This window comes from Cellulomonas sp. McL0617 (assembly GCF_049994875.1).
In the GTDB taxonomy this organism is placed as follows: Bacteria; Actinomycetota; Actinomycetes; order Actinomycetales; family Cellulomonadaceae; genus Cellulomonas.
The window spans coordinates 2,865,129-2,881,324 of the sequence record NZ_CP188256.1 but is presented as its reverse complement, the minus strand read 5'-3'; the positions used below and the strand labels follow the sequence as shown (position 1 = coordinate 2,881,324).

14 protein-coding genes and 1 tRNA gene are annotated in these 16,196 nt (G+C 70.2%); 11 read left to right on the top strand and 4 right to left on the bottom strand.

Annotation, left to right across the window (positions count from 1 at the left end; genetic code table 11):
- Positions 1 to 18 precede the first annotated feature (18 nt).
- Positions 19 to 1,542: a GTPase ObgE gene (gene obgE / locus ACPPVS_RS12960; protein WP_426592672.1), complete on the top strand. Its 1,524-nt coding sequence runs from the start codon at positions 19 to 21 to the stop codon at positions 1,540 to 1,542.
- 80 nt (positions 1,543 to 1,622) lie between these two features.
- Positions 1,623 to 2,762: a glutamate 5-kinase gene (gene proB / locus ACPPVS_RS12955; RefSeq protein ID WP_426592671.1), complete on the top strand. Its 1,140-nt coding sequence runs from the start codon at positions 1,623 to 1,625 to the stop codon at positions 2,760 to 2,762.
- Here the strand turns inward: proB and ACPPVS_RS12950 are convergent.
- Positions 2,705 to 2,968, bottom strand: coding sequence for a hypothetical protein (locus ACPPVS_RS12950; protein ID WP_426592670.1), 264 nt, complete (start codon positions 2,966 to 2,968; stop codon positions 2,705 to 2,707). The genes proB and ACPPVS_RS12950 overlap by 58 nt on opposite strands.
- 168 nt (positions 2,969 to 3,136) lie before the next feature.
- Between ACPPVS_RS12950 and ACPPVS_RS12945 the strand changes: the two genes are divergently transcribed.
- The 8 genes from ACPPVS_RS12945 to ACPPVS_RS12910 all read left to right on the top strand — a co-directional run bounded on the left by ACPPVS_RS12945 (position 3,137) and on the right by ACPPVS_RS12910 (position 9,648).
- Positions 3,137 to 4,447 carry a glutamate-5-semialdehyde dehydrogenase gene (locus tag ACPPVS_RS12945; protein ID WP_426592669.1) on the top strand — a complete coding sequence of 437 codons (1,311 nt, stop codon included), beginning with the start codon at positions 3,137 to 3,139 and terminating at the stop codon, positions 4,445 to 4,447.
- A gap of 235 nt (positions 4,448 to 4,682) precedes the next feature.
- The gene (gene nadD, locus ACPPVS_RS12940) at positions 4,683 to 5,291 is read left to right on the top strand and encodes a nicotinate-nucleotide adenylyltransferase (protein ID WP_426592668.1); all 609 of its coding nucleotides are present in this window, start codon (positions 4,683 to 4,685) and stop codon (positions 5,289 to 5,291) included.
- Positions 5,288 to 6,736 carry a hypothetical protein gene (locus tag ACPPVS_RS12935; RefSeq protein ID WP_426592667.1) on the top strand — a complete coding sequence of 483 codons (1,449 nt, stop codon included), beginning with the start codon at positions 5,288 to 5,290 and terminating at the stop codon, positions 6,734 to 6,736. The genes nadD and ACPPVS_RS12935 overlap by 4 nt, the downstream gene beginning before the upstream one ends.
- A 23-nt stretch (positions 6,737 to 6,759) precedes the next feature.
- Positions 6,760 to 7,149, top strand: coding sequence for a ribosome silencing factor (gene rsfS / locus ACPPVS_RS12930; protein ID WP_426592666.1), 390 nt, complete (start codon positions 6,760 to 6,762; stop codon positions 7,147 to 7,149).
- On the top strand, positions 7,146 to 7,838 hold the full coding sequence (locus ACPPVS_RS12925) for a histidine phosphatase family protein (RefSeq protein ID WP_426592665.1): 693 nt from the start codon (positions 7,146 to 7,148) through the stop codon (positions 7,836 to 7,838). The genes rsfS and ACPPVS_RS12925 overlap by 4 nt, the downstream gene beginning before the upstream one ends.
- Before the next feature lie 72 nt (positions 7,839 to 7,910).
- Positions 7,911 to 7,986: transfer RNA gene (locus tag ACPPVS_RS12920), tRNA-Ala, on the top strand.
- A 157-nt stretch (positions 7,987 to 8,143) separates the two neighbouring features.
- Positions 8,144 to 8,377 (top strand): helix-turn-helix transcriptional regulator, encoded by a 234-nt coding sequence (locus ACPPVS_RS12915; RefSeq protein ID WP_426592664.1) that lies wholly within the window; start codon positions 8,144 to 8,146, stop codon positions 8,375 to 8,377.
- The gene (locus ACPPVS_RS12910; protein ID WP_426592663.1) at positions 8,374 to 9,648 is read left to right on the top strand and encodes a site-specific integrase; all 1,275 of its coding nucleotides are present in this window, start codon (positions 8,374 to 8,376) and stop codon (positions 9,646 to 9,648) included. Before ACPPVS_RS12915 ends, ACPPVS_RS12910 begins: the two co-directional genes overlap by 4 nt.
- A 783-nt stretch (positions 9,649 to 10,431) precedes the next feature.
- Here ACPPVS_RS12910 and ACPPVS_RS12905 read toward each other — a convergent pair.
- The 3 genes from ACPPVS_RS12905 to ACPPVS_RS12895 all read right to left on the bottom strand — a co-directional run bounded on the left by ACPPVS_RS12905 (position 10,432) and on the right by ACPPVS_RS12895 (position 14,444).
- Complete coding sequence (locus ACPPVS_RS12905) at positions 10,432 to 12,210, bottom strand: sulfatase-like hydrolase/transferase (RefSeq protein WP_426592662.1); 1,779 nt, start codon at positions 12,208 to 12,210, stop codon at positions 10,432 to 10,434.
- Between the two features lie 84 nt (positions 12,211 to 12,294).
- On the bottom strand, positions 12,295 to 13,824 hold the full coding sequence (locus ACPPVS_RS12900) for an MFS transporter (protein WP_426592661.1): 1,530 nt from the start codon (positions 13,822 to 13,824) through the stop codon (positions 12,295 to 12,297).
- A complete protein-coding gene (locus ACPPVS_RS12895) occupies positions 13,821 to 14,444 on the bottom strand; it encodes a TetR/AcrR family transcriptional regulator (RefSeq protein WP_426592660.1) in 624 nt (207 codons plus the stop codon). Before ACPPVS_RS12895 ends, ACPPVS_RS12900 begins: the two co-directional genes overlap by 4 nt.
- Positions 14,445 to 14,683: 239 nt before the next feature.
- On the opposite strand from ACPPVS_RS12895, the gene ACPPVS_RS12890 reads away from it, so the two are divergent.
- Positions 14,684 to 16,189 carry an ABC transporter substrate-binding protein gene (locus tag ACPPVS_RS12890; RefSeq protein ID WP_426592659.1) on the top strand — a complete coding sequence of 502 codons (1,506 nt, stop codon included), beginning with the start codon at positions 14,684 to 14,686 and terminating at the stop codon, positions 16,187 to 16,189.
- Positions 16,190 to 16,196 lie beyond the last annotated feature (7 nt).

Here is a 16,196-nt window from a genome sequence, read left to right as displayed (position 1 = left end):
CAAGAAGGAGGTCCAGCCGTGGTGACATTCGTCGACCGGGTCGTGCTGCATGCGACCGGCGGTGACGGTGGGCACGGCTGTGCGTCCATCCACCGGGAGAAGTTCAAGCCCTTGGCCGGCCCGGATGGCGGCACGGGTGGGAACGGCGGCTCGGTGATCCTCGAGGTCGACCCGCAGATCACGACGCTGATGGACTTCCACCACCAGTCGCACCGGCACGCCCCGTCGGGCACCCAGGGCATGGGCGACTGGCGGTCCGGCTCCACCGGCGCCGACCTGGTGCTCGGGGTTCCCGACGGCACCGTGGTCAAGGACACCGACGGCACCGTCCTCGCGGACCTCGTGGGCATTGGCGCCCAGGTGACCATCGCCGCCGGCGGGCGCGGTGGTCTGGGCAACTTCGCGCTGGCCTCTGCCCGGCGCATCGCCCCCGGCTTCGCACTCCTGGGTGAGCCGGGTGAGGCCCAGGACGTCGTCCTCGAGCTCAAGTCGATCGCCGACGTCGCCCTCGTCGGCTACCCGAGCGCCGGCAAGTCCAGCCTGGTCGCCGCCATCTCGGCCGCCCGGCCGAAGATCGCCGACTACCCGTTCACCACGCTGGTGCCCAACCTCGGCGTCGTGCAGGCCGGCACCGCCCGATACACCGTTGCGGACGTGCCCGGCCTCATCCCGGGTGCCTCCGAGGGCCGTGGGCTCGGCCTGGAGTTCCTGCGCCACATCGAGCGCTGCGCGGTCATCGTGCACGTCCTCGACTGCGCGACCCTCGAGCCCGACCGTGACCCGATCTCCGACCTCGACGTCATCGAGGCCGAGCTCGCGACGTACGCCGGCGACCTGGGCATCGAGGGCGGCCGGGTGCCGATCACCGAGCGCCCGCAGATCGTCGTGCTCAACAAGATCGACGTCCCCGAGGCGCGCGAGCTCGCCGAGCTGGTCAAGCCCGATCTCGAGGCCCGTGGCCTGCGCGTCTTCGAGATCTCCACGGCGAGCCACGAGGGATTGCGCCTGCTGACCTATGCGCTCGGTGAGATCGTCGACAAGGCTCGTCGCGACGCCCCGGTGCCGGAGAACACGCGCGTCATCCTGCGGCCCAAGGCCGTCGACGACGCGGGGTTCACGGTCACGCGGCGCGAGGTCGAGGGCCAGGGCGTGTACTACTCGGTGCGCGGCGAGAAGCCCGAGCGCTGGTGCCGCCAGACCAACTTCACCAACGACGAGGCCGTGGGGTACCTCGCCGACCGGCTGGCGCGCCTCGGCGTCGAGGAGAAGCTGTTCGCCGTCGGCGCGGTGCCCGGCGACGAGGTGCGGATCGGGCCCGAGCACAACGCGGTCATCTTCGACTGGGAGCCGACGCTCATGACGGGCTCCGAGATCCTCGTGGGCCCGCGCGGCGTCGACACGCGCCTCGAGGACCGTTCGCGCCCGTCGCGTGGCGAGAAGCGCGTGCAGTACAAGGAGCGCATGGATGCCAAGACGGAGGCGCGCGAGGAGCTCTGGACCGAGCGCGAGGCCGGAGTCTGGGCGGACCCGTCGAAGGACTGAAGCAGGACCGAGGCAGCACTGACGTCCGCCTCGCGGATATGAGCGATGCTCAGCCGCCGTTGCGCGGCAGAATGCCGCACGTGACCGTCGACGCCGTCCAGGACCGCCAGCAGCTGGCCACGGCGGCGCGCGTCGTCGTGAAGATCGGGTCGTCGTCGCTGACGACGCCCGACGGTCGCCTCGCGCCGGAGCGGCTCAACGCGCTGGTCGAGGTGCTCGCGGCGCGCCGCGCGGCCGGCGGCCAGGTGGTGCTCGTGTCGTCCGGTGCGATCGCAGCTGGCATCGGTCCGCTGGGCCTGGCCACCCGGCCCAAGGACCTGGCGACGCAGCAGGCGGCCGCCTCGGTCGGCCAGGGCCTGCTCGTCGCGCACTACACCGCCGCGTTCGCGCGCCACGGTCTGCAGGTCGGGCAGGTGCTGCTGACCGCCGACGACACCGTGCGCCGCGTGCACTACCGCAACGCGCACCGGGCCCTGACACGGCTGCTCGACCTGGGCATCGTGCCGGTCATCAACGAGAACGACGCGGTGGCCACCGACGAGATCCGGTTCGGCGACAACGACCGCCTGGCCGCGCTCGTCTCGCACCTCGTGCACGCCGACGCGCTCATGCTGCTGTCCGACGTCGACTCGCTCTACACCGGGCCCCCGTCGCGCGACGGCTCCCGGCGGATCGCCTCCGTGGTGGACGCCCAGGACCTCGAGGGCATCGACGTGGCGTCGCGGGGCAGCGGCGTGGGCACCGGCGGCATGGTGACCAAGCTGGAGTCCGTGGCGATCGCGACCCAGTCGGGCGTGCCGGTCATCCTCACGTCCGCGGCGCAGGCGGCCCAGGCGCTGGCCGGCGACGACGTCGGCACCTGGTTCACCGCGACCGGCCGCCGCACCTCGATCCGCCGGCTCTGGCTCGCGCACGCCGCGCACACCCGCGGACGGCTGGTGCTCGACGCGGGTGCCGTCCGGGCCGTGGTCGAGCGGGGCACGTCGCTGCTGCCCGCCGGCGTCACCGGGTTCGACGGTGCCTTCGAGGAGGGCGACCCCGTCGAGCTCGTCGGCCCCGACGGCACCCTGATCGGCCGGGGGCTCGTGGCCTACGACGCGACCGAGGTGCCGGGCCTGCTCGGCCGCTCGACGCAGGACCTGCGCGCCGAGCTCGGGCCGGGCTACGACCGCGAGCTGGTCCACCGCGACGATCTCGTGCTGGTGCGCAAGCGCCGCTGACCCCGTCGACGACCACTGGGCGGACCGCACGATGCGGCCCGCCCCTGCTTCTGCAGCAGGGCCTCGAGGTCCGGGTCGTCGAGCCGGTAGTAGTTCGTCGACGCCGTCGAGTGCTGCGTGCGCAGCACGTCACCGTGGGCCCGGCTCAGGTTGCCCCAGACCAGGTCGAACGAGCCGTCCTTGAGCTGGGCCATGAAGTCTGGCACGGCGCGCCGCTCCACAGCTGCGCGTCGATGCCGTTCGCTTTGAGCTCCTGCTGGATGAGGACCGCAGGACGCGGGGTCGCGCGTGGCCTCGACCCGTTCGCGGCCGTCGGATGACGGTCGCGGACGACGGTGCTCGGCCGCCGGGCGGAGCGGGACTACCCTGACCAGATGACCACGTCGCTCGAGCACCCGCTGACGGAGGCGCCCCAGGCACCGGACGTCACGGCCGCCGTCCGCGCCGTCGCGGAGCGCGCCAAGATCGCCTCCCGCACGCTGGCCACCGCCACCCGCGCCACCAAGGACGCCGCCCTGCGCGCCATGGCCGACGCGCTCGTGGAGGCCACCCCGCAGATCGTCGAGGCCAACGCCGTCGACCTCGAGCGCGGCCGAGCCAACGGCACGTCCGCCGGCCTGCTCGACCGGCTCGCCCTGACTCCCGAGCGCATCGTCGCGATCGCCGACGCCCTGCGCGAGCTGGCCGCCCTGCCCGACCCGGTGGGCGAGGTGGTCCGCGGCTCCACGCTGCCCAACGGCCTGCGCATGCGACAGGTCCGCGTCCCGATGGGCGTCGTCGGCATGATCTACGAGGCCCGACCGAACGTGACGGTCGACGCCGCCGGGCTCGCCCTGAAGAGCGGCAACGCGGTGATCCTGCGGGGCGGGTCCGCGGCCGCGGCCAGCAACGAGCTGATCGTCGACGTGCTGTCGCGGGCCCTGGTCTCCCAGCGGCTGCCGGGCGCGCTCGTCCAGTCGATCGACGCGTACGGGCGCGAGGGTGCCGTGGCGCTCATGCACGCCCGCGGCCTGGTCGACATCCTCGTCCCGCGCGGGGGAGCGGACCTGATCCAGACCGTGGTGCGCGAGTCGACGGTGCCCGTCGTCGAGACCGGCGTCGGCAACGTGCACGTGTACGTGGACGAGACGGCCGACCTGGCGATGGCGCTGCCCATCCTGCTCAACGCCAAGACCCAGCGCGTCGGCGTCTGCAACGCGGCGGAGACCCTGCTCGTGCACCAGGCGGTGGCCGACGAGTTCCTGCCGGTCGCGATCGCCATGCTCGCCGACGAGGGCGTCACCATCCACGGGTGCGAGGAGACGCTCGCGCTGGCACCCGAGGAGGCCGACGTCGTGCCGGCCACGGACGAGGACTGGGCCAAGGAGTACCTGTCGCTCGACCTGGCCGTGAAGGTTGTTGACTCCCTGGACGAGGCGCTCGAGCACATCCGCACCTGGAGCTCCGGGCACACCGAGGCGATCATCACGCGGGACCTCGCGTCCTCCGAGCGGTTCGTCGCCGAGGTCGACTCCGCGGCCGTCATGGTCAACGCCTCGACCCGGTTCACCGACGGCGGGCAGCTCGGCCTGGGCGCCGAGATCGGCATCTCCACCCAGAAGCTGCACGCGCGCGGCCCGATGGGCCTCGGCGAGCTCACGACGACCAAGTGGATCGTGCACGGCGACGGCCACGTCCGACCCTGAACAGCCCAGTCGAGCGTGCGACACTGATCGCACCCGCCCCACCCCTGGAGGATTGTCGTGCGTGTTGCTGCGAAAGCTGCCGAGGTCGTGACCGAGCTGCCCTTCGCGCCGTGGGTCTTCGGCGTCGGTGCGTTCATCGGGCTCGTCGCGATGCTGCTGATCGCCTACGCCTTCAAGAACGTGGGATCGCGCCACTGACCTCGACCACCGGGGGGCCCGACGGAGGGATCGACCCATGACGCAGTCGCCCGCCCGGAGGCAGCGCGTCGGGGTCATGGGCGGGACGTTCGACCCCATCCACCACGGACACCTGGTCGCGGCCAGCGAGGTTGCCGCCCGGTTCGACCTCGACGAGGTCATCTTCGTCCCCACCGGCCAGCCGACGTTCAAGCTCGACCAGGCCGTCACGCTCGCCGAGCACCGCTACCTCATGACCGTCATCGCCACGGCGTCGAACCCCCGGTTCACCGTCAGCCGCGTGGACGTGGACCGCGACGGTGTGACATATACCGTCGACACGCTCCGTGACCTCAAGACGGCACGACCGGACGCCGAACTGTTCTTCATCACAGGCGCGGACGCCATCACGCAGATCTTGACGTGGAAGGATGCGGACGAGCTCTTCGCGATGGCACAGTTCGTGGCGGTCACCCGTCCTGGGCACACGTTGTCGGTCGACGGGCTCCCCGGCGATCGCGTCCAGGTCCTGGAGGTCCCGGCCCTGGCCATCTCGTCGACGGATGTCCGCGCCCGCGAGAGCGCCGGGCAACCGGTGTGGTACCTCGTCCCGGACGGGGTTGTTCAGTACATCGCCAAGCACAGGTTGTATCGAGGAATGTCATGAGTGAAACCGGAGGACGGCGCAGTCGCCGCGAGCTCCACCGGCCCGAGACGGGTTCCGTCGAGGGCGTCGCACCCGACGACGGGTCCGCGGCGCCGCAACCGACCCCGCCGGCCACCTCTCCCACGACGGCACCGGTCTCACGGCGCGCGATGCGCGAGCAGTCCGCCCCCGACGTCCCGACGGCGGCCGGACCGCCCACGGACGCGGTCGCCCGGTCCCGCCGCTCCATCCGGGACACCGCGCTCGATCCGACCAGTGCCCGGCCGGCCCCGCAGCAGGTCCCGACGACGCGACCGGCGCCGTGGTCCTCGGCGTCCCCGTCCTCGGCCGGCTCGGTTCCGGCGCCTTCCTCACCGCCGAGCCCGTCGCGTGTGCCCGCTCCTGCTCAGCCGACCGCCTCGGCGCAGGCGTCCGCACCCGCCCGCCCGTCCGCCCCGGCGCAGCCGATCGCCCCGTCGCCGTCGGCACCCGCCGCGTCGCCGGCCCAGTCGGCCTGGGGTCAGCGCGGCGCCGCGCCGGGCGTCGGACCGGCAGCTGCGGCTTCCGCGGCCGCGGCGGGTCCGTCCGGGCCCGCTCTGCCGGGCCGCCCGACGCAGCCCGACCAGGCTCCGCAGCGCACCCCGGTCCAGCCTCCGGCCGCCGCCAGGCCGACCACCGTGCCGCCTCAGCCGACGGTCGCGCAGCCGCCGCAGCCCGCCCGGACGTCGGTCCTGCCAGGTGCCCCGGCCGGTCAACCGCTCGCGACGTCCCGTCCGACCACCTCCTTCGCACCGGGCTCCGTGCCCCCGCAGCAGTCCGGTCGCCCCTCGCCGCCGAGCGCCGCCGGCTCCGCCACGGCGCCGACCGACGGCGGTCCGGCGGCCGCCCGTCGCGACGGCCCGAGCTGGATCGCGACCACGCCGGGACCGGCCGCGCCCGCGGCGTGGGCCGCAGCAGCCGCGACGGACGCTCCGGCGGCGCCACCAGCCTGGCAGCCCAACCCGGCCCAGGCGCGCGCCACCGCACCGGCGACCAGCCAACCCGCCGACGCGCCCGCGCCCGCTCAGGCCTGGTCCCCGACGCCGAGCACCTCCGCCCCGGGGGTGGGACCGGCCGCCTGGTCGCCGACTCCGACGCCGGCCGCCGCCGAGGGCACGCTCCCGGCTCCGCGTCCAGGCACCGAGAGTGCGCCGATCGCCTTCGGCGCCGGCCCTTTCGCCGAGTCGCCGCGGGTCCCGACGACCCCGGTGGCCGAGGAGGACGACGACGACGAGGACGCCCCGAGGCGTCACCCGTACACGTTGCTGCACTTCCTGGTGCTCGTGCTCGTCGCGTTCGTGCTGGGCTTCCTGATCGTGCTCCTGTTGAGTCGCTCGGGTGGCCTCGGCGCCTCGGGCGACGGCGCGACCCCTCCCGCGGCCTCGGCCGTCCACACGTCATCCGGCCTCACGGCCGATCCCGCCTGACTTCCGACGATCCAAGGAGACCTGTGGCTGCGACCGAACGTGCCATCGAGCTTGCCGTTGCGGCGGCTCGCGCCGCGTCCGACATCAAGGCCGAGGAGATCATCGCCCTCGACGTGAGCGAGCAGCTGGTGCTCACCGATGTCTTCCTCATCGCCTCCGGCAGCAACGAGCGGCAGGTCGGCGCGATCGTCGACGCCGTCGAGGAGTCGCTGTTCAAGCTCGGCGCCAAGCCGATCCGACGCGAGGGCAAGGGCGCCGGCCGGTGGGTGCTCGTCGACTTCGGCGACATCGTCGTCCACGTACAGCACGCCGAGGACCGGGTGTACTACGCGCTCGAGCGCCTCTGGAAGGACTGCCCGGTCATCGACCTGCCCGCCGACGCGCGGGGGACCGACGAGGGCGCCGGCGCGTGACGGCGGGTCGTCTGCTCCTGGTGCGGCACGGCCGCACCGCGTACAACTCGCAGGCGCGCCTGCAGGGCCAGGTCGACATCCCGCTGGACGACGTGGGCCGCTGGCAGGCCCGCACGGCGGCGGCTCTGCTGCTCGCCCGTCACGACCCGACCGCCATCGTCACCTCCGACCTGACCCGCGCCCACGAGACCGCCGGCTTCCTCGCCCGCGCCGCGGGGCTCGACCTGCTGGCGGACCCGCGCCTGCGCGAGCGCGGGTTCGGCGTCTGGGAGGGGCTGACCGGCGAGGAACTGCGCCGCGACTGGCCGGACGAGTTCGCCGTCTGGCGGGCCGGCGGCCAGCCCGAGGGCGTCGGAGCGGAGACCCGCGCCGAGGTGGCCGCACGAACGCTGGAGGGGATCACCGAGCACGTCGGCGCCCTGGGTCGCGACGACACCCTCGTGGTCGTCTCGCACGGCTCGGCGATCAGCTCGGCCGTCGGTGCGCTGCTCGGCATGCCGCAGGACTGGCACGGCTTCACGGGCATGCTCAACGCCCACTGGACCGAGCTGATCGCCACTCGCGGCGACATCGCACCGTCGTGGCGGATGGTCGGGTACAACCTGGGCCCCACCGACGCGTCCTCGGACTGGAACGCCGGACCGGACGCGGGGCACAGCGCCGACAGCGAGACCCGCGACCCCGATTAGCGTTTGGGCGACCGATCGTCGTAAACTCTCCCAGCGCCCGCAAGGGTGTGGTGGCCCGTCACGGCGGGCCGCGGGGCTGTGGCGCAGCTGGTAGCGCACCTGCATGGCATGCAGGGGGTCAGGGGTTCGAATCCCCTCAGCTCCACCATCGTTGCAGGTCAGAGGCCATGTCGGGATCCTGAACACAGGAGCCAGGCATGGCCACTGGCCATAAACTAGCCACTTCACGATCGTGGCTCGAGGTGTCTCGGTCGAATCTTGGGCCGCCCGTCGCGTCTTCGACGTCTCTGGCGATACCTGCTGTCATGGACACCACCACCGTGACGTCGGACACCGATCCGGCCATGACCATCTCCGAGCTGGCGGCCTACCTGTCGGTCAGCACCCAGGCGCTGTACGACCTGCGCTCCAAGGGTCGGGGCCCCCGCGGGTTCCGGGTGGGACGTCAGCTGCGCTTCCGGCAGTCCGAGGTCCAGGCCTGGCTGGCGCGCCTGGAGGTCGCTGACGGCGACCGGCACCCACCGCGGCGGCCGGGGTGAGCGGGGGCCGGCCGCGTACCTCGATCGGGACGTTCGGGGACATCGGCGTCGTCGACTTGGGCGGGCGCTACCGTGCCGCCACCCGCTACCGCGACCTGGACGGGGGGCTGCGCCGGATCACCGCCGTGGGACCGAGTCCGCGCATCGCACGGGCCAGGCTCAAGGAGCGGCTGGTCGACCGGGCTGGCTACGGCAGCGGCGGCGTGCTGAGCGTGGCGAGCCCGTTTGCCGACCTGTGCGACCTCTGGCTGACCGAGCTGGAGATCCGGGACATCTCCGAGGGAACCAAGGACAACTATCGCGACGACCTGCGCCTGCACGTACGCCCGGCCCTGGAGGAGTACACGCTCGGAGAGATCACCACCGGGCGGATCGAGTGGTTCCTCAAGCGCGAGGCGGCCGCCTCCTACTCCCGGGCGAAGCATTCACGCACGCTGCTCAACCAGCTCTTCACGTTCGCGCTGCGTCACGACGCCATCGCCCGAAACCCGGTAGATGGCACGTCGCAACTGAGTCGGCCCAAGCATGAGATTCATGCGCTGAGCCTGGAGCAGGTGCAAGCGATCCGGGCAGCGGCGGCGGCCTGGCGTACCGGGGCCGGCGTCGTGGGCCCCCGGCCGGACGGCAACGTCCGCGACATCTGCGAGGTCCTGCTGGGCACCTCGATGCGGCCCGGAGAAGTGCTCGCTCTACGTCCGTGCGACATCGCCGAGACTCCCGTCGGGATGGTCGTACACGTGCGCGGGACGGTCGTGCGCCGCAAGGGGATGGCCGACTTCCGCCAGGACCACCCCAAGACCGACGCCTCGACGCGTCGCATCGCGGTGCCCGAGTTCGCGGCTCAGGTGATCCGACGACGGGTGCAGAGCATGACGTCCCAGCCGAGTCAGCGGACGATCTTCCACAACCGCAACGGCGGCGTCATCACTCTGCACAACCTGCGCCGCACCTTTCGCGAGTTCCTCGTCGACGCTGGCCTGGGGGAGCTCGGCATCACGCCCCGCTGGTATCGGCGCACCGGCGCCACCGTGCTGGCCCGGGGCTTGGGACTGGAAACCGCGGCCACCTTCCTCGGGCACACCAGCACTGCGGTCACCGAGGGCCACTACGTCGCCCCCGACAAGTCCGTCGACATGGCGCCCGCGCAGGTCCTCGAACGCACCCTGCGTCCGGTCAAACCCGAGGGCGCCCTGCTTGCCGAGGCTCACGACGACATTGAGGACGAGCTCCTGGACACGATTGATGGCCCCGACGAGGGCCATGCAGCCTAGACAATCTGGGCTCATAACCCAGAGGTCGCAGGTTCAAAATCCTGCCCCCGCTACAGATGAAGTACCAGGTCAGAGGCCCTTTCGCTCGGATGAGCGGGAGGGCCTCTGGCGTTCATGTACGCACCATGTACGCAGTCGACGCCCACGGACGCGAATGGACGCTGCGCGCCGGTGGTGAGACTCAGGAGCGCAGCCTGGCCGTGGCTCGAACAAGTGTTCGATAGAATGCTTAGATGAGTGGTGGCAGGGATCCGAGGTCGGTGGAGAACAGGGAGATGCCGTCGCAGGTTCCGGTACGCCCGCAGGGCGACATTCCGGTGGTGGTGCGAGTGGTGTGGTCCGACGGCAGCGAGGAGTGGCGCGCTGCCCGTGCGGTGCGATGGACCGAGTCCCATGTGATGGTGGCGTGGCTAGAGTCGACGTCCGGTCCGCGCTCGGAGCGGCACGAGTGGCTGCGTGCCGGCGATGTGGCTCGTTCTGTGAGCTGGCTGGTCAAGCCCACATCAGGCGGGCGGCAAGTCACGCACGCCGAGTGGTGACGGAACCTCGAAGCCCCGGGGTGGCTTCGATCGCGTACCACAACGCCGTGAAGACGCGGAAACGCGAGAGTTCCACTACGGATGCTGTGGCAACCGACGAGGTGGGGTTCCGTGCACGATCCCGTTCCGCACGCGTCGCAGGCGGGACGCGAGGATGTCGCGCTCGGTCCGGCGGGCGGCTGGTGCCACCGGATCGTTGAAGTGGCATCGCCATCACAGGGTGCGGAGCGCTTACGTCGTCATCTCAGGTGCTCGGACCGGGACCGTCGTCGGCGCTGGGGAGGGCCTCCGTGAAGGCGCGCAGCTGGCCCGCGGTGACGGCACCCCATGCGGCTGCGTCGACGAGCGTCATTCCGTACGCCGCTGCAACGAGTTCGGTGGCGGCCAGCTGGGGCAGATGGGCTTCGACAACAGGGCGGAGCTCGATCCGCTGCAGGAGCTCGGCGAGCGGCAGCCGAAGCAGGTCGTGGCGGGGGAGCGAGTCGATCTCCGGTAGCGGTTCGGCAACGGCAGCCGCTCGGTCGGCGTCGGCTCTCACCAGCAGGTGCTCGGTGGTAGGCGCCGAATCGAACGGCATGCCGAGCCGTTCGAACTGGCTGCGTGGCGCGTCCGTCTCGTGCATCCGCTGGGCGAGCAGCCGCAGGAGCCGCAGCTCGACGTCCGGATCGTCGATCGGGTTGTCCTGGCCGGGGTCGGTCTCGAGGTCGTACAGCAGCGTGCCGTACTGCCACGGGTTCATGAACCCGGTTGGTGCCGTCGTACGCAGGGTGCGCAGACCCTTGGTGAATCCGAACGGTTGCGCCGGCTCCCAGTTCGCGAGCTCTTCGACCGAGAAGCGTGCGCGCATTCTCGTCGGCATGAGCGTGAACTCCTCGAGGGGCAGGTTCGCCTGCTGGGCCGACGAGCGCATGTAGACGTAGCGCCCGTCTGTGACGTTCACATGGCCCCCGTGGATGCCGAACAAGGCGCCATCATGGCCGGCCACGGGCTCGCCGGACGTCAGGGCGAGGTCGTTGCCCTGCATGTCCGAGGTCGGTTCCAGGCCGAACCAGCGCAGCACGGTCGGCGCGATGTCGATCGTCTGCGCCAGGTCGCCACGTCGGGCGTCGCGCGTCGCGTTGCGTGGATCCCACAGGAACATCGGGAGGTGGACCAGCTCGTTGAACCACGGCTGGACCGACTTCGCCCACCAACCGTGCTCGCCGAGCAGGAAGCCATGGTCGGTGTTGACGATCAGCATCGTGTCGTCCCACAGGCCGTGAGCGTCCATGGCGTCCAGCACGCGTCCGAGTGAGCGATCGCACATCGACACCAACGCCGCGTAGCGGGCCCGGGCCTGAGCGACCGTCTCCGTCGACTCGACCACCCGTCGGTACTGCGGCCAGTCGAACTCGGGGCCGTTGGCGGCGTCCGGATACAGCTCGGTGTAGCTCGCGTAGGTGAAGAACGGCTCGTGCGGGTCGAACAGCTCGAGCTGCAGCAGCCAGTCGTCAGCGTGCGCGTTCGTGTCGATGAACTCGATGCCGGCATCCGTGGTTCGGGTCTGCATGTGCAGGTCCTCGGTCGGCATGTACGACCGGTTGACGCGGTCCTGCTTGTGCGAGTTGGCGTGCTTGCCCACGGCACGACCGCCAGGCTCGACGACGCCCTTCCACGGCTCACCCTCCTGGCCCCGGAAGAACTCCCACGTCGAATAGCGGGTGTGATAGGTGGCTCCGCCGTCCTCCCAGTAGTGCGGGTGGTCCGTGACCAGGTGCGTGTGGATTCCGGCGTCGCGCAGCATCTGCGGCATCGAATCGTCGAACGGCTCGAGCGGCCCCCACGCGCGATGCAGGAAGTTGTACCGACCGGTGTGGAGCTCGCGCCGTGCGGGCATGCACGGCATAGATCCGGCGTAGAAGTTGTCGAAGGTGACCGCGAGGCGTGCGAGGCGCGCGAAGTTCGGTGCCTTGACGAACGTGTCGGCGTAGTTCGACAGCATGTGCCGGTTGAGGCTGTCGAACATCAGGATGATGGCCTTCACGTGAGTCCGTCCTTCTTCGCTTGAGCTTTGGTGACGCGTGTTACTCGATGGTTCCACGGCTCCGTCGCAGCCGCCACGGATCTGTCAGTGCCCCTCTGCCGCTGTTGTAGTCGCAAGCGGAATCTTCTTGACGAAGCACAGGGCGACGGCCGAGGCGAGCATGAGGGGGATGAGGCCGAGGTACACCGGCGCCAGCGCGCCCGTGTATGCGGCGACGACGGCAGCGTGCTCTGCGCCCGACAGGGCGTTGATCGCTGTCGGCGTCATGCTCGCGGCGTCTGACACCTGCCCTGTCTGGGTCATGAGGATCGACGTGAGCCGTGCGACGAATGCGCTGCCGACCACCGTCGAGCCGATGAGTGCACCGAGCTCGCGGAAGAGCTGGTGGCCAGCCGTCCCCGTTCCGAGGTTCCGGTGTGGCAGCGAGTTCTGCACCACAAGCACCAGGACCTGAAGGCCGAGCCCGATGCCGAGGCCGAGGACGCCCGCGTACACGCCGGCCAGCGCGACGGGTGTTGCCGCGGTCAAGGTCGAGAGCAGGAACAGTGCGAGGCCGACGGTGAGCGATCCGGCCACGGGCATCCACTTGTACCGGCCGGTGCGGGTGATGAGGAAGCCGCCGACGATGCTGGTCAGCGTGAGCATGGCGATCATCGGGAGCAGCAGTGCACCGGACGTCGTCGCGTCGACGGAGTAGACGATCTGGACGAAGCTCGGGAGGTAGCCGAGCGCCCCGAACATGGTGATGCCGAACATCATGGCGGCGAACGTGGGCAGCACGAAGTTGCGGCGACGAAACAGTGACAGGGGGAGCACTGGCTCTGCGGCCCGCCACTCGGCCCACACGAACAGGGCGGCAGCGACGAGCGCAGCGAGGCCCAGGCCGATGACGGTCGGCGATGTCCAGGCGTACTGGTTGCCGGCCGACGCGGCGAGCAGGACGACGGCCGTCACCGTCGCGGCGAGCCACACCATCCCGGCGACGTCCACGGGGCCCCCGCGAACGACGGTCTCGCGCGGTAGGCGCACGAGCCGCCACACCGCCACCCCGACGGCGAGTCCGAGTGGCACGTTGATCCAGAACGCCCACCGCCACGACGCAGAATCCGTGAACCAGCCACCGAGCAGCGGACCGATGACGCCGGCCACGATCCACACCGACCCGATGATGCCGCCGTACTTCGCGCGTTCCCGCGCGGGGATGACGTCCGCGACGATGACCAGCGACAGGATCATCATGCCGCCGCCGCCGACGCCCTGGATCCCACGGCCGACCAAGAGCCCGGTCATCGACTGCGCGGCGCCGCCGATCACGGAGCCGAACACGAAGATCGCTATTGCGACGAGGAACAGAGGTTTGCGACCGACGACGTCGCCGAGCTTGCCGTACACCGCCATGGTCGCGGTTGCGCCGAGGATGTAGGCCGTCGAGACCCAGAGCATGTGCTCGACGCCATCGAGCTCGCCGACGATCGTCGGCAGCGCCGTCCCGAGGATCGACTGGTCGAGGGCGCTCAGGAACATCGCGAGGGTCAGGGCGGCGAACACCCACAGCACTCGGCGCCGCGCTCGGGGATCGGTGCCGACCTCCTCGGTGACCGCGGTGGCCGTCATGACGCCACGGCCGGATGCGTGACGGACGCGATTCGAACGAGGGCCTCGTCGAAGAGCTCCGCGAGCCGCGGGCCAGCGAGGTCCTCGACCTCCCAGCACTGCGACGCGATCTGATAAGCGGCGTTCAGGACCTGGAGGATGGTGATCGCTCGGGTGGCGATCTCCTGGGAATCGACGCTCGGATCCTCGACCTGCAGCAGCTCGCTCAGCCACGCACGAAGTCGCTCACCGACCAGCACCAGGTGCAGATAGTCGCGACCGATGAGCTCGGGATGGAGCCCCATGAGGCGCCGGCGGTCGCGGATTCGCCCGGAGTAGGCCGCGGTCGACTCGAGGAGCAAGCCGCGCATGTGGTCGCGCACCTGGTCGAACGCGGAGACCTCCGTGCGGGTCGAGGGGAGCTCGAAAACTGGCGATGCGAGTCGCGAGAGGCCGAGAACGGCGTCCTCCTTGGAGGCGAAGTAGTTGAAGAACGTGCGCGATGTGACGTCCGCGCGCTCGCTGATCGCCTCGACCGTGGTCTCTCTCAGACCGACCTCGAGCGCCAGGTCGATCGCGGCTTGCTCGATCGCCTCGGTGGTCACTCGCTTCTTGCGCTCACGGCGCCCTTCGTCCTCCATGGACCCGAATCTTACACACAACGAAAACTTGCACACAACGAACGAAGCGGCTCGCGGTTGCGATTGCGTAACGGCTCCGCTCCGACTACTTGACGTAGTAACACGTGTTACGGCAGTATCACGTGTTACTTGGTAGTCGACCGAACTCGCGCACGGCGTGGGATCACCACCAACGCGCTTACGACAAGGGAGTCAGAGTGAGGATTGCATCGGCATTCAGAGCCGCGGCAGCAGTCGCCGTGGCAGCAGCGATGCTCGCCGCGTGTTCCGGGGGTAGCAACACCCCGAACGCGACGAGCACCGGCGGCAGCGCAGGGCACACATCGCAGACCCTCCACCTGACGCAGTCAGCAGCACCCGGCAGCTTCGAGCTGGGCAACTGGTCGGGCGCCGAGTCGATCCTGTCGACTGCGGTGTACGACCCGATCGTCGGCGTGGGTCTCGACGGGAAGCTCGCGCCCGGAGTTGCAAAGTCCTGGGAGTACAACGCCGATCACACGCAGCTGACCTTCCACATCCGCACCGGAACAAAGTTCACGGATGGTTCGCCCGTCGACGCGCAGGCCGTGGTCACCTCGATCGAGGCGCTCCGCAAGGGCCCTGTCACGTCGGGCGTCTGGAGTGCCGTCTCCAAGGTCGAGGCAACCGACGATTCGACTGTGGTGCTCACATACTCCGCGCCCTACGCGGCCCTCCTGCCGTCGCTGAACGGTCCCAATGGCGCGATCGCGTCGCCGAAGTCGGTCGGCCAAGCCAGTGCGAAGCAGGACCCGGTCGGTTCCGGTCCTTATGTGCTGAACAAGGCCTCCACGGTCGTCGGGTCGAAGTACGTGCTCGACCGCAACCCTGACTACTGGAATGCCAAGGCCTACCCCTTCGATCACGTCGACGTCACGATCATCGCCGACCCGACCGCCTCGCAGAACGCGCTGCGGTCCGGCCAGGTCGATGTGATCGCGGCGGGTATCGCACCTGATGTGGTCGCGACGTTCCCCAAGGGCCAGTTCAGTTCCGGCGAGAACACGCCCACCGCGGTCGGCGTCATCTACTTGGCGGACCGAGCGGGGACCGTGGTCCCGGCGCTGGCCAACGAGAAGGTTCGCCAGGCGATCAACCTCGCCTTCGACAGGGACACGATCGCCGCCAAGCTCGTCGGCAAGGGCTCGGCTGCGACCAACCAGGTGGTCAACCCCAAGGGCGGTGCGTACTCGAAGGACCTCGAGGCGAAGACGCCCTATGACGTCAAGAAGGCCAAGCAGCTGATGGCCGACGCCGGCTACGGCGGCGGTTTCGACGTCACCATGCCGAGCACGGTCTACACGACACAGTTCGAGTCGACGATCTCGCAGTCGCTCGCTGACATCGGCATCAAGGTCACCTGGGAGCCGGTCCCCTTCCAGGACTTCTTCACGAAGGTCTTCCAGCAGACGTACGGCATGTTCTTCATGTACAACGGGCTGACGCCCGCGCCGTCCATGGACGTCTCGTCCAACCTCACGGGACTGTTCAACCCGTTCGGGACGAAGACCCCCGAGCTCGACGCCCTGCTTGTGAAGGCGAACGCGGCAGACGACGCCACGTCGGACGACGCCTGGAAGGCAGCCAACGCCTACCTCGTGGACAACTCGTGGTTCGCGCCGCTCAACTCCACGACCGGCTTCTGGGTCTCATCGAAGAAGGTCGTGTACACGCCGCCTGTTCAGTACGGCGTGAACCTCCTCCCGTACGCGCCGGCTGCCGGCTAACGACCCC